We start from the raw sequence: 14521 nt of genomic DNA, 5'->3' as shown, positions 1-14521 counted from the left end.
TGTTAGCCTCTCGTGTTTCCGGGTTGGCTCGTCAGGAACTCAGATGGCTTGCCGACGGACGTGACAAACACTTCATCACGCGCACGCGTAATCGCGACGTACAGAAGTTGTCTTTCCCGCTCGTACGCGGCGTCATAGTCCCCTTGATCCCGCATCTTGGACAAGGTGAAGGCATGTGGGACGACCCCCTGGTTACAGTCGATGACGAAGACAACTTTGAACTCCAGCCCCTTGGCCCGGTGCATCGTGCCGAGATTGATGCCCCTGACTTCTGACAAATCTTCTTCGTCGTTCAGCGGGGCAATCTCCAGCTTCGCATCCGTCAGGATGTCACGGATGGATTTCAACCGATTGCTCGACCGGGCGAAAACAGCGATTTCTCGCGGCGAAATTCCCTGTTCGAGCAACAAGCGAACCTGATCAAGCACGAACTTGGCTTGCTCGGCTTCGTTGGGAAACTCTCTGATCGTGGGTCTGGGGCCATTCAGCAGACTCTGAGATCGCCGGTCTTCCGCACCGTCATCGAAGTCATTGGACGTGGTGGCCAGCAAGCCATCGGCAAATCGGCGGATTTGCTCCGTGGTGCGGTAATTGATTCGCAGGATGTGGGACCGTCCGCGAACATCGATTCCGAGCTTCTTCAGGCTGAATCCCCCCGGATAGATGCGCTGTCCGGAGTCTCCTAGCAGCATGAAGTCACCCGGATTCTGTGCGGAGAGCGCCTTCAAGAACCGAAGCTCTTGCGGTTGAAGGTCCTGAACCTCATCGACAATCACCGCATCAAACGGGCTTTCCACGTTTCCAGATTCCACGGCTTCGCGTGCGATGCGACAAATCGCTGACCACGGATACGCATAGGCCGCCATGAGGTCTTCCCAAATGCGTGCAAATACCTTCCAGCACTCCTTGCGCTGTTTGATCGTCAACGGTTTTCCGCGACCGGTACGAACGGCATCCCGATACTCCTCCCAGGTCGTGATGCCCTGCGGTTCGACCACGGCATTCCACTCTGTGACGAGGAATCCTGAGTCGAACAGGTATCCCCCATGACTGTGATGCCGATTGACCAGCGCTTCGATCTTGTCCGATTCCAGGGGCCTGAGCTTCGGATGGGTCGCTTTCGCGAGGGCTAGTGCCTGCCTATGGACGGTACTGACCGTGACTCGGCTTTCCGTCGACCCGTCAAACGCGTTTTGAGTTCCGGCGCAGAGGATGTGGATGTTCCGTTCGATGTTCCGGCAAAGCGTTGTCACGAACGAGGTGAGCAGCACGCGCTTGCCTTGCGAAGCCAGTCTGCGGGCTCGGTGCATTCCGACGACGGTCTTACCCGTACCGGCAGCACCAGAGACTTTGGCAGGTCCATTGAATTCCTGGATCACCAGCAAGCGTTGAGACGGATGCAGAAAACGCACCCAGTCCTCGATCGGACGATCCAGTACGCTGGCCAGATCGGCTGCATCCTGGACGATCCAGAACCGTCGCAAGTTGTCTGGACTCTGTTCAACAGGCGCGGAGGCCGGGACTGGGGGCGGTGGCGTGACCAGTTCACCCGTCGAGAGCGTTACCAGCCTTTCGGCGACTTCTTCAGGCAGCTTCTGACAAACCGCCAACAACTGGTCATCGTTTTGAATCTGTCGGATGATGGTGAGCCAATCCGTGGGGACGCCAAGGCTCAGCAAGTAGCCATTTTCGTAACCCGCGAAGATCCTGGTGGAATTGGACGTCAGGTCCGCTTCAGTCACCTCATACTGCGCCGCCTGGGCAGTTTCAACGATCTGGAGCGTTCCGGTGACAGGATGATTCTCCATCCTGCGACGCTCGGCCCAGCGGTACGCATCTTCGTGGTGGCCCGCATACAGGAGCGTCAACATGCCATTGCTTTGATGAAGTATCGTGCGCAGGTCTTGCGTAATTCGAGCCGACTTCATGTTGCCATCTTTGGCACCTTGAATCGTCTCGAAATTTAGTCCTGGGCTGCTCGGGTCATCCATGAACTTCGTCAGAAAGTCGAGGACACGGCCACGGTCAGCAGTGCTCAACTTCTTTGTGGAAGCCGAGAAGGTCTTTGCGATGCTCACGGCGATCATCCAAAACCTCCGAGCTTCGAAAGAATCTTCTCCATTGCCGACGATTCGGTGGGATCAATCGACAGTGCTGCATAGCCCTGCGCTGCAATTGCCTCCAAGAGCGTGTTGCCCGCTTGTTCTCGACCATCGATCACCCACAATCGCTGATCATTTTTCGCGATGTCGAGAACGTAAGCCCCCAAGACCCGTCCGCCCGTGGCGACATCACCACCGGGCTCAATAATCAAGCCGTCACGACCAGAAAGCTCTTGGACGATGGGATGCCAATCGCCGGGGAACAGTTTGAGGTCCAATAAATCACCCGTCAACGCAGCAGCCGGTTCAGGAGAAGACGTGGCTTCGCGAATAACTCCGAAGATGTGCGGGTGGGCAGCGAGAATCTCATTCCACTGAGCCTCGTGATGAAACCGCAAGACTGTCAGACCAAGGTCTTCCATTGCGGCTGTCTTCTCCCGATCACGCTGTTGCCGATCCGAAAAGTCATGGGGTGGTCCATCGACATAGATCACCGTGTGATGCTTCTCATATACGAAGTCGGGTCGGGTCGCACATTGGTCGTAGAACTTCTGCGCGCAGGACGGAAGACGTAAATCACGAGACACCAGGTAATCCAGCCACGACTTTTCCAGATGGCTATCGCATTGAGACTTCAACGTATCCAGGTGAGCGCTGAATGCTTTGATTCCCGGAGAGGCCTTGACGCGGCTTTTTGTCATTTCGAGCAGGAAGTCGCGGATTTTCTTGCGATCTAGGAGTTCATGATCACGTTGATTGGAGTAGCTCATGAGGCAGTCGTAGCACGCGGCTTCACAGTCTTCCGTCGCTCCGGATGCGCGTCGCAAGTCATTTCCCGTTGTGGGGTCAAAATGGCAAAGGCGGAGAGCTTCTTCCGCAATCAGTGCCAAGGAATCACCGCTTTCCAGGATTCGACGCAAGACGCCAGCGCCACCTTCAGCAGACTCGAAGAACAGAATTCGCTTCCGGTCGTTGACCGACGGGAGGGGTTCGGCTGCCAATTCATTGTCTTCCAGTTGGTAGATTGTCTGGATGGCCTTCTTCAGGGCGGCTTGCAATGACGCCATCTCGTCGGTTGAGAGTTGTGTCGCCGGTTCGAGAATCAGGCAGTTTCGACGATCTTCCACGTAAGGAACGACACGCTGCGTTCGTGCTCCCAACGGATCGGCGGGATCTTCATCGTCTGGAAGTTGATCCGACCGTTGCCAGTATCCTTTCTCGACATCCAGAACGAATCCATGCTGATCCCGGTTGGCTCGCCTTCGCCAACCTAGGTTGATTCGCCAAATCGTCGCAGCGTCCCCATAAGTGAGAGTGCAAATCGACGAGGACGAGCCGCTCACTTCTGCAACCTGGTAATACGCGAGTCCGCCCACCTCCTTGAAACGCAGGCCGGTTCGCAATTCGTACCCCATCCGGACTCGCTCTTCTTCATCGGAATTGATTCGATCGCGCCTCTTCGTCGCGACGTTCTGGAGGCGAAGCAGTGAATCGATTCTGGCGAGACGGTAACTATGGCAGTTCTCGCAGCGATCTGGCCCGGCTTCACCCCAATTCAACTCTCGCATATATCCGCAGTCTTCACACTGCTTGGCGGAACCCGTGAGGGGCACATCACCATCGGCGATGGGGAGAATCACTTTGTTGACAATGTAGCGAGAGCCTTCGTGGTAAATGATGCTCCGAGGGCCGAATTCCGAAATGGCGAGGAAACGCGGGCGGGACAGAAATTCGTCCTGACCTTTGGTCTTGCGGCGTGCAGGGATGTAAGCGGAGAGCGGCAAACGAGGGAAGTTATATCCAGGCAGGAAGCCCTCACTGGCGAAATACCGGTAACTGTAAAAGTCGGACTGAATCACGCTCTGCGAATCCGTCAGCAAATCGATCTGGGCTTCGGCTTCGCGCCGCAGGCGTCGGGCCTCATCCCACTGAGATCGCATCGCCACGTCACCGATGATAACGTTTTGCCGTTCGAACTGATCTTTCGCTGCCCGGAACAGGCTTCGCCACCGCTGGCAGGCATCTTCGAAAGCATGCAGGGAGTGATCGAGTGTCTGTTTCAGCCACTCGCTGGTGAACCAGGGGGAGGTCCCTAGTTCTTCAGAAATGGTTCGCAGAACGGCAGTCGCCTTCGCTCGAGCGGATTCGGTGGCAGACTTCTTCGATAGTCCAGCAACCTTGCTGGGCAGCATTGTCAGCGAAGGGTTTGCACCTTCGACGTCCAACAGGTCCGTCAGAGAGTTTCCGAGCCATTCACCGGTTTCTGCCAGCCAGATCGCGTGAACGTGTGCCCTGACCAGGTCTTCGTTTGCCAAATCCAGTCGAGGAGGGCTGACGGCACCGGCCACCATCCGCTCGGGCTGACGGAAGAAATACTGATCATGGGAACTGCCTGACGTGCAATAGGTTAGGACAAATGCCGGTTGTCCACTTCGGCCCGCTCGACCGCTGCGTTGCGCGTAGTTCGCGGGTGTGGGTGGGACATTTCGCATGTTGACGACATTCAATTGGCGAATGTCGACGCCCAGTTCCATCGTTGGTGAGCAATACAGGACGGGGAGTTTTGCTGATCCAAAGTCCTGTTCCCGCCGTTCGCGTTCTTCATAAGGAACCTGTGCCGTATGCTCCCGCGCCTCCAGTCCACGGAGATCGTTAGCCACGGTCTTGTAGAAATTGACAAAGAACTCGTTAGTCTGGCCACCATCCTGTGGAGGATTGGGAACCCGGATCGGATCGTGAAATGCGACTGTCCCATCGGCAACGACCCAATTCATGGCCGATGCGGAGAGCTGGTAACCCGGAAGGTCGTCATCGATGGGGTCAACGATCTGGACGATGTAGCCCGCGTTGGCGAGTACCCGGAACAAATCCTGAATGATTAAATCTTTATCAGTGAGCTTCAGCTTTCCCTGTGAGCGATCAAATTCTGGAAGGGTGCTTGGTCGACCGAGAAAAATCCCGAATCCGCTCCTCCCCGACACGTATGTGTAGAACTGACGATCATGGGTGCGTCGGCCACGTGGGAATACAGCCGCAGCCACTTCTGGCCGCTCCTGCTCGTCGATGGCCCACGGTTCCCGGAGTCGCTGCGAACTTTGCTGCTGCAACCGTTCAAAGAACTCCGTGGTCAGATAGTCGACATCAATAGCCAGCTCGCGACGAAGGTAGTCGAGTAGGGCTTTCGCGATACGCTCACGGGTGTGCGGAGTAGCAGTTGTCAGGGCCGCGTGAGTTCCACTCCAGAACTCTTCTGCCCTGCAAAGATCCATCAACGACGGATACTCGATTCGCAGCAACCCGCACTGTTCGAGATTCGGAGACGTCACTCGCCATCCGCGTTTCTGGTCTCGGTAGAGGCGGTACCCAAGAACATTTCGGAAGGCTCGTTCCGTATCGGCTCGCTGGGCAAACTGGACGCCTGGCTCGCGGGCAAAGAGTTCGAACGGCAGGTTCAGTGCCTTGAAGACGCGTTGAGTCAGTTCATCGTGCGGAATCCCAGCGTCGCCCGCCGCCGCAACGGCCTTGTAGAGCGCCGACCGCAGCAGGCTGACTTCCACGAAATCGTTGAAGTGACCAGCCTGAAGCGATGCGTCCTGCCGATTGTCTGTGAAGCTCAGGAGCTTTCGTGCGAAATCCTGAAGCGTTGGCTCGTTCCGCAGCAGGCGGACACTCGACAAGCTAAGGATGGTCGTGGCCGTGCTACGTCCCCCGCTCGCGAGCGTGGCCAGTTGTCCGTAATCAGATGCTCCAGTTCGAACGCGGTAAGAAACACCACAATTCTGACAAAAACGAAACGGCGTGCTCGTATAAGAGTAGATTAATCCCTGTGCGTCGACGGTTCCATCAGGGCCAATCACGATGGGTTTCGGAACGTCATCGCGGAGGTTGCTTCGAACGCGTTGCCGACCGCGATGCTCCTCCAGCCAATCATCCGGGAGCTGCTGGACAATCTCATCTGGATCGTCTGGCCAAGGCTTCTCTGGATCACGATAGAGAAAGCCCGCCTCGCCTTCGGCGGGATCTTCGACCCGGTCATTCAGGTCACGGGGCCGGAAATGAACCCGGCCAGTACCTACATCAGTTGATTTCCAGACGGAATAGTATTCCGCGCCACACTCTCGGCAGAAAGCCAATGGAAGAAGGATCTTTTTTCGATCACTGTTCGGTACGAATTGTTGTCCGCTGAGCGATAAGTACCGATGGTCATTCTCCTCCAACGATGCAAACACAGCATCGCCGCGACTGATGAACTGATGGAGCCGAAATGCAAAAGGCTGCCGCTTGGTCTCGGGGTGGGGATGACAATTGCACCCCGCCAGCAGCCAGCGTTCGATGGCGTCTTCGCATTCCTTGACTGTCATTCCCACCAAATCGGATAGCTGTTTCGCGGCACCACTCGGCCCTTGAATCGGTCGCGGACGGGCACGAACGAGTCGATTCGTACCGTTCTCGCGAGTCAGGCCAAGGCAGTCTTCCAGCCAGCTTGCGATCGGTTTCCGTATGAACTCATCGTAGTTCGTTGGGAAGCCGTCTGTTTCGGTAACATCAAGCCGCAGGCGAGTGACGACCCGCGGATCGCTGAAATCCACCTCGACGGTCTCACGGGTAAGGGTCTCGCCGATGATCGAGCTGGGTAGTACCTCTGTTCCGAACAATCGAGAAGCGACCGAGGCGATTTCAAGACGCTGCTCGTTGATTGTCCCGCCGCTTGCCATCGTGGCCGAAGTGCCAACACAGAGAAGTGATGTTGCGTGGCAGGCTTCACGAACGCGACGGACAAGCAATGCGACATCCGCGCCCTGTCGACCCCGATAGGTATGCAGTTCATCCAGGACAAGAAAACTGAGATTGTGGGCGGAACTGACGAGCGCCTGTTCGAATGGGCGAGTTAGCAGCAATTCCAACATGACATAGTTGGTCAACAGGATGTCCGGAGGGTTTCTAGTGATCTCCTCTCGCTTCTCGCGTGTTTCCTGGCCTGTGTAGCGCTCGAAGCGGACGGGTTCAGACCCCGCTCCGAATCCCAGCCGCAGAAATTTTTCAAGTTCCCCATACTGGCTGTTACACAAAGCGTTCATCGGATACACAACAATGGCCTGGATACCCTTGCCGCGACCATTTCGGAGAACGTAATCGACGATGGGAATAATATAGGCGAGGCTCTTACCAGAGCCGGTCCCAGTGGTCAGAACGTAATTGCGGCGTGCCTGCGCCTCTCGGATGGCATCCACCTGGTGTCGGTGGAGTCGCATTGGTATCCCACGCGGGTCAGATTGCGACTTAACTCGAAAGACATCTTTGGACATCTGGTGCAGAACACCCGCATCGACCAGCTCGTCGATCCACCCGCCTGATTCAAAGCTGGGATTCATCTGGATCAGCGGCTGCGGCCAAAGTGCTTGATCCGTCAGGCTATCGTCAACAAAGCGACGAAGGCGTGGCTCACGAATGCGAACAAAACTACGCACGTATTCGGCGTAGTCGTGAATCACATCGTCTCGCAGCTTGAAAACGTCCATTCTACTCTTAAGCTCCGTATCCTGAAGACACAACCTCCTCGTACCATTATTCCGTTGATCCTGACCCTACCCCAGCAGATGTTCAAATGTTTAGACCTCCTCGAGATGCAGAATTTTGTATCAAGAATTCTGCGGCGAAGAAAGTTGCAAGTACAGTGAGTTCATATTCAGCAATATAAGATTCGAGATTTGGTGACATAAGTAATTGGTAGGAAGCAATCGTAATTCTTCCATCAAATTCAAGAAGTCACCCTTAAGAGATACTCATAGAGACCCAAAGAAACTAGCAATTCTCTGGCCAAATTCCACTGGAACGTAACTGGTTCACTATACGAAAAGCAATAAGAGTCTGACTGCTTGCGTTGATGGATGTGAACCTGATTCTGATCGTGTCGATTAAACCAATTACGACGGACAAGGGCGTATGGACATTCGATCTTGCAGGTGATGAGCTGATTATGTGAGGATAACTCGACTCAAGGAAGAGGGATTATGCTCAAGCGACATGCACTTTCTGATGAGCTTTGGAAGCGCATCGAACCACTTTGCCCCGGCAAAGCTGGCGATCCCGGTCGTACGGCGGCCGACAATCGGCTCTTTGTCGAGGGGGTGATTTTCGTACTCAAAACCGGAATTTCCTGGGCAGATCTCCCCGAGCGATTTGGTTTGCACAACTCGGTTTGGAGGCGGTACGACCGCTGGTGCGAGAGAGGGACTTGGCAAAAAATTGCCCAGGCTCTGCAAGATCCGGAACTGGAGGAAGTCCAAATCGACTCAACCACGGTAAAAGCTCATCCCGTTGCTGCGACGGGGCGCCGTCAGGCCGGGGAAAAAAAGACGCGGCCGGTGAGCGCCGCTGTCTGGGACGCAGTCGCGGTGGATTGACGACGAAAGTTCACGCCGCTGTGGATGGTCGCGGACGGTTGCTCAAGTTGATCCTCACACGAGGACAGAGCGGCGACGCCCCGGTGGGAGAAAAGCTGCTGGAAGGTCTTTGTGCGAATCATGTCTTGGCGGACGCAGCCTACGACAGCGACGCGATCCGGCTGCGTGTAAAGCGGATGTGGGCGCAGGCGTGTATCAAACCGAAGGGGAACCGGAAGGTGAAAAAACGTTGTGTTAAGGAGCGCTACCGGCACCGGAACGTGATCGAGAGGTTCTTCGGAGCCTTGAAACGCTTTCGCCGCATCGCCACCCGATATGAAAAGAAATCCGCGAACTTCGCGGGCTTCCTCTGGTTCGCCTCCCTATTCACAAAGCATTTCTGAATCTCTAAAGGCCCTTAGGCCTTTCAAAAGTTGCACCAGACCGATTCGGTCATCGTTTTCTTCTGCTTTCGTCCGGACACCTTGTTGTCAATGTTGAAGTCATGGCGTTGCCAACCAGAAAGAACGTCGTCGTAAAGCGCATTCGGATAGCCTGACAACATAACTTTGCCCTTGCAAAATCGAATGGCCTCCACAAGGCGAATATGTTCCTCATTTGTCATTTCGTGTTTATAGTCGCTACGACTCACGCGAGTTGACGACAGATAAGGGGGATCGAGGTAGAAGAGCGTCTTTTTACCATCTTGCTGTTGGATCAGTTCGACAGCATCACGACAAAGAATAACGACTCGTTGGAGTCGATTATGGACTGCTTTCAGCCCATCAACAGCGCTCAGCCAGGCTGATGCTTGTTCATTCATCTGTTTGCGTGTTCGATTACGACTGAGCGTCGCAAAATTCTTCATTGAGCCAGCACGACTCTGTCGACAACGGACGAAAAAAGCGACTGCCGCCTCCACATCGACTTCGTGACGCGGAACAAGTCGGTGAATTGCCGAATCGAACTCGTATTCTGAAAATGGGGTCACACTAGCGATTTGACTAAATCTCGAAAAAGTCCTTTCATCCTTTAATACATTCCAGAAGTTCTGAAGTGAGCTGTAAACATCGTTGACGACTTCTGAGATCCCCTGCTCGTGAGACATTTTTCCCCACTGATGCCGAGGATCGAGAGGATCTTTGTTGAGTAGTACTGATAGCCCTCCACCAAATGGCTCAACGTAGTGCAGATGTTTTGGCATCAGATCGACGATTTTGTCTGCCAAATAGTGTTTACCACCGTACCACTTGAGTGGCTGAGTCAGTTTCGTGCCCGTCATCCCGCCTTCTCCGCGTTAGGTGCTCGCCAAACTTTCCACTCAACCATTTCGATCTTGATTGATGGATCGTCTACATTTTGAAATTTCAGCGTCAATCAACACATATTTCTTTCATCCTCACGGTTACTTTTTGGGTTCTTGATGAATGAGTCGTGATGCAAGTCATCAAAGTTTCTCCAATTGGCTGCGTTCCGAATCATTACAGCTGAAGCAGGGATTCTGAAGCAACTTGAATTACTAACGGATGTATAATCTTGCCGGATATGCCAATCGGTGAATCAAAGTGACAGAATTTCAGATTCTATCGGAACCAGAACAGGGCGAGATCCGCGCATTCAACTCACAAATGCTTTGCCGTCAACCTGAAACTGACTTTGATAAATCACAACCGAGACCACAGGATTATGGAAGTAAACTTCTGCACCATTCGGATCAGCAAGATATCTGAAACCAGCATTAGCGTAATGTACAGGCTGATGATGTTCTTCGATCAATCAGCCACTCCGACATGGATTCTTACTCACAACGCTCATGATTGGCTGTCCTATTGGCACCTCTTGCAGAGAGTTCTTTCTGCTAACTCTCACGCTTAAGAGTTTGGCCACTTCTCCGACCTATCCTGCGACGAAGCTAAGAGTCTTCTAAAGAACCCCTGCTTGATTAAGGCATGCCACAATCAAGCAGGGGGTCACCAGTGAATAATAGACGATAAGCCATGCCGAGAAATGGCGAGAATCACCCGCCATCGTCAATCACTTCCTCAACGCTTATTCCACAGAAACAAGCTGCCCCGGGCTGGCTGACGAATGCTGCAACTTTTTAATGGTGGACCTCTTCTTTTCCACGGAGATGCGAAATACATACCACTGTTTATGCGATTCGCCGAATCGCTTTCGATAGGCATACCGACCACCGGGCCTACCCGCCTCTCTCGGCTCTTGATGCAAAACTCCCCGCTGCTTAAACGCTTTAAGTACAGTCTTGGCATCAAGATCAAACTGATTTCCAACAAACCTACGAAATGTTACCGAATTGATCCAAAGAAGTTTTTTGGACCGGTCATAAACCCATTTGGCGTCTTTGTCTTCATCAGTTGCCCGATTCGCCAGGCGAGTCGCAATTCTTGTCAGTGTATCAAGCACCTCGTGAAACGTGTCAGCTCGCTTTAGAGAATTGTAGATTTCCGGTCGCATGGAGCGAACGACGCCCTTTAAGGCAGAACGTAACTCTGGAAAACAGCTTCGTAACAATCGATTTGCCACCCGGACTGTGGCCAAATTCCTCGCGACGAGATCCTCCAAATGGTGTTTTCCTGGAAGATGAGTCCGCTCCATTTCATACATTTCATCCCAGAGCGATCTCCAACGAGACCAGGACTGTTTGTGCTTCAAAAGAAAGCGAACGAACTCTCGCCCGCCATGTCCATAGTTCGAGTTTGCCGCTCTTTGGAGCCGAGAGACTCGACTTCCTGTGGCGGAAGATCGATCTCCAAAGGGTTGCCGCGTACATTCCAAAACCCTTCGCAGTGCTCCCTGATTCTGAAGCTGACTCATCAATGATGATTCACCCGTCACGAGAACCACAGTGCGAATCTTTCCTGTGGATTGTGATTGTCCATTCTTCAATCGGTCGCGTCCGACTCCATTTCCGACCGTGTAAATCAACCGTTCCAACAAACTTTGGTCTGACTTGCTCACAAGCGTCGTCTCATCAATAAACATCGGGAGGTCTCGCTGCGCTTCCGCCCGATTGAACAGCGCATTTTCCGTGGCCTGAAAACTCCGAATAAGACTTCCTTCATTCGATGGGTTTCCCCAGGCGGAAGCAGCTATTTGCAAAGCCGCCGTCTTCCCGGTTCCTGATTCACAAGCCAAGCTAAAGGTATAAGAATGTTGATCAAGAATCCTCAGAAGAGGGGCCACGAAAGTGGTCACTGTCATAAAACGAGCGACGGGATCACCTGCAATCACGCGAACCAAATTCAACCAACCCTCCAGTGTCCCCTTGGTACAAAATGTCTTCTGAAGATCGATCCGATCAAAATCACTCGGTAATAACTCCGCTGTATCCTTTTGAGAAGATTCCGTTGTTTCTTCGCTAGGAATAAACTCCGGGCCATACAAGAAGCCTAAAGGTTGCGTTTCTCCGTTGAATGCCCTGTGGCGGTCGACATAGCCCACATGGTTTGACTGCCAGATTTTTGGCAACGCATTTTCAAATTTGGAAACCGTGCGAGAAAAGTATTCTGCCAATTTAGGAGCAGCTTTGGGAAACACGCTGACGCCTTGATTGAGTAAACTCCCAACTTTCCTATCACAGACTGAGTCGCAATAATCCATATCAAGATGTTTACCGCCATCCCGAGTCATAAACAGAAGCCGCAGTTTCCTTGAAGAATTCTCATTCAATGGCTGAACTTCAGCTAGCACCACGATGGGTGTTGTCGTTACTAAGAGTTCGCCCTTACGAACTCCATCGCGTGTCACTCGATAGTCGCCAGGAATTAGCGGCGAAACCCGCAAAGGATAGTCATGAAAAATCTTCTGAAACTCTGAACTACTCGCATCTAGTTGCGAATTCTGTTGGTCGTTTGCGGAGGTGCGATGGGAAGCTTCTTTCCGTAATCTCTCCCACTCATCTAAAATTTGATCGGTTAAGCGAAGATCTTTCAACTTGAGCCGCTTCTGATACTTTGCTAGAAGCTTGAGCGATTTATCAATGCCACAAGTCTCTGATGATATTGCCAGAGCAAGATTTGCCGCATACAGCAGTCGAGTTCGCGAACGTTTTGAAAGCTTCCGAGGAAGCAGTCTTGAGAGTGCACTCAAAAACTGGGGATCATCCTGTTCTGAGCCAGTACTCCACCTGAGGAGTGGAGAGTATCTCATCAGGCACGGTACTAACCGAGCAAGCTCTGACTCTTCGAAGAACTTCAGATTTCGAAGATTGACGATGGGCTTCTTGTCTGGTGTACAGCGGCCGATAAAGTGCCCCAAAAAGTTTTGGTCTGTAAGTTCAGCAATTCCAAACTTCACTGATTCCCCCTCACAACGAATGGAAACGCAGGGAGTTTCTGGGGGTTGTGAAATCGGAACTTTCGATCGATTAGAACTCTTGCGATTGCGGTTTTCTGTCATATGGAGTTTTCCTGAAACAAAATGGAAGACTGATTTGTGGACGTAGCTCGGGCTCAGCTTTCCTGATCACCAATCGGGCTGCGTGTCTGAACGCCAAAAATAGGTACTTGGTCAATAAGTCGACCAGAAAGTCGTCCTTAACTGTTTAAGGGCGCCTACCAATTACTCTGGCTACTAACCAGGTCAATCGCGAGATTTTCCCTGCCAACGGAACTTCTGTGGCTCGGTCGATTCAATCGCTCGCGTCAAAAAAAATTGGCAAAAAATTCATCGAGAGCCATCGCGCAAGGATGACAACGATGTAACCACACGCATGCAGAGTAAATTGTTATTCGACAGAAATTTCGAATACGTCGCTCAATGCATCAACTCGGTGGTGTCTGCCACTCATAAAAATTCGTCCCGGGAGTCGCACTTTCGGGCTCCCCACACATCATTAATAATTCATAAACTTTCAGTTGAATTCAAAATGTTATACTTGATCAATTCCTTTCTAATCGTCGGCCACCGAGCAGAGATCGAGTGACGATTTTGCGGATCTCTTGAACTCACCAGCGTGTTGCCCGGGGCTCATTAAGCCATAATGTGCGAGCATTTTGGAAACCCACGGCAGAGCGCATATTGCCGTGAATCCAGTCACACCCTATCAGAAACACACCAGTTCGATTTGTCGCCAAAACAAAGAACCTTGGACGGACGATGAATGTTCGTGACAAATCCCATCTTTTTTCGTCGAGAGTCTCGAACATGTGTCGCAAACTGTTGTCAGGCTCCTGATTACAAGAAAACAAGCCGGGCAAAAATGTGAGAGATACCAGAACTCCGAACCACCGAATGACAGATTTTTACCTTTCGGCTAAATCCACTCTAACTTCTCAATATGTAAGAATCTTTTGATCTGTTTGGCATCACAATTTCTTGGTCAATTCTGTGGCCAGTGACCAAGTCTCTCATCTCTCGATAGTTTTCAGCATTATACGGAGACTCAAAACCTTATTCCAACATGTGCACCAAATCATAATCCAGATCACCGATTGATCATCACTCAGTCAAACGACCCTCAGCCCTAAATTTCCCAACGGATCACTTGACATTTCAGTCCTCATGATTCGCGCAATGAAAAGACCGAGTCCAAATGAATCCAGGTTTTTGACCCAATGAATTTCTCGCCGAAACTTGGCACGACATTGGTGGTCGCATGATTGTCTGACAATTCAGGATTCAGACACTGTAACTGTGACGAGTGTATCCTTGGAAAAGGAGCAGCACAGAATCATACGGACCACTAACCAGGCTAGCGTTCACACTTAATCATGCCGCCCAAAGCACTCGAATGACCATCTGATGAACCATCATGAGGCAAACACTTATCGCAAAGGCATGATGCCAGAAAAACCTGGGTCCTCAAGAAGGTCTCTTTTGCAGAGGAGATGCAAGCCTTGAAGGTCAATGTCCCTCGAAAAATGCTGCGAAGACTGGCTTTGAATCTTCGGTCGTCTAAGCATCCTGAGTTTGCGCAGTTCATGAGTAGTTATTTGATTCAACGGAGTCGCAGACAAATCAAACGACAAATGGATGGGCGAGCGTCGTTATCTTCTGTTTTATCCTGCGAAACGT

Annotated in this window: 6 protein-coding genes; 2 read left to right on the top strand and 4 right to left on the bottom strand. The window is 52.2% G+C overall.

Annotated features, from left to right (window positions below):
- Window positions 1-2 precede the first annotated feature (2 nt).
- Window positions 3-2078 carry a 3'-5' exonuclease gene (locus A6X21_RS15045; RefSeq protein WP_165603817.1) on the bottom strand — a complete coding sequence of 692 codons (2076 nt, stop codon included), beginning with the start codon at window positions 2076-2078 and terminating at the stop codon, window positions 3-5.
- A gap of 5 nt (window positions 2079-2083) precedes the next feature.
- Window positions 2084-7621 (bottom strand): DEAD/DEAH box helicase, encoded by a 5538-nt coding sequence (locus A6X21_RS15040; RefSeq protein ID WP_068849271.1) that lies wholly within the window; start codon window positions 7619-7621, stop codon window positions 2084-2086.
- Between the two features lie 492 nt (window positions 7622-8113).
- Here A6X21_RS15040 and A6X21_RS25240 point away from each other — a divergent pair, with 492 nt between their 5' ends.
- Window positions 8114-8506, top strand: coding sequence for an IS5 family transposase (locus A6X21_RS25240; protein ID WP_068849270.1), 393 nt, complete (start codon window positions 8114-8116; stop codon window positions 8504-8506).
- Window positions 8503-8889, top strand: coding sequence for an IS5 family transposase (locus A6X21_RS24050; protein ID WP_068849269.1), 387 nt, complete (start codon window positions 8503-8505; stop codon window positions 8887-8889). The genes A6X21_RS25240 and A6X21_RS24050 overlap by 4 nt, the downstream gene beginning before the upstream one ends.
- Before the next feature lie 23 nt (window positions 8890-8912).
- Here A6X21_RS24050 and A6X21_RS15025 read toward each other — a convergent pair whose 3' ends face one another.
- Both A6X21_RS15025 and A6X21_RS15020 read right to left on the bottom strand, forming a co-directional pair.
- Complete coding sequence (locus A6X21_RS15025) at window positions 8913-9767, bottom strand: DNA adenine methylase (protein WP_068849267.1); 855 nt, start codon at window positions 9765-9767, stop codon at window positions 8913-8915.
- Window positions 9768-10534: 767 nt separating this feature from the next.
- Window positions 10535-12904, bottom strand: a complete 2370-nt coding sequence (locus A6X21_RS15020; RefSeq protein ID WP_068849265.1) for a DUF927 domain-containing protein — start codon at window positions 12902-12904, stop codon at window positions 10535-10537.
- Between the last annotated feature and the right edge of the window lie 1617 nt (window positions 12905-14521).

Origin of the sequence: Planctopirus hydrillae (assembly GCF_001707835.1) — a bacterium.
GTDB classification, from domain to species: domain Bacteria; phylum Planctomycetota; class Planctomycetia; order Planctomycetales; family Planctomycetaceae; genus Planctopirus; species Planctopirus hydrillae.
The sequence above is the reverse complement of the archived record's forward strand: the minus strand, read 5'-3'. Positions and strand labels throughout refer to the sequence as shown.

Coding starts and splice junctions, on each gene's coding strand:
- A6X21_RS25240 (WP_068849270.1), top strand. CDS start 8,114: ATGCTCAAGCGACATGCACTTTCTGATGAGCTTTGGAAGCGCATCGAA.
- A6X21_RS15025 (WP_068849267.1), bottom strand. CDS start 9,767: ATGACGGGCACGAAACTGACTCAGCCACTCAAGTGGTACGGTGGTAAA.
- A6X21_RS15040 (WP_068849271.1), bottom strand. CDS start 7,621: ATGGACGTTTTCAAGCTGCGAGACGATGTGATTCACGACTACGCCGAA.
- A6X21_RS15020 (WP_068849265.1), bottom strand. CDS start 12,904: ATGACAGAAAACCGCAATCGCAAGAGTTCTAATCGATCGAAAGTTCCG.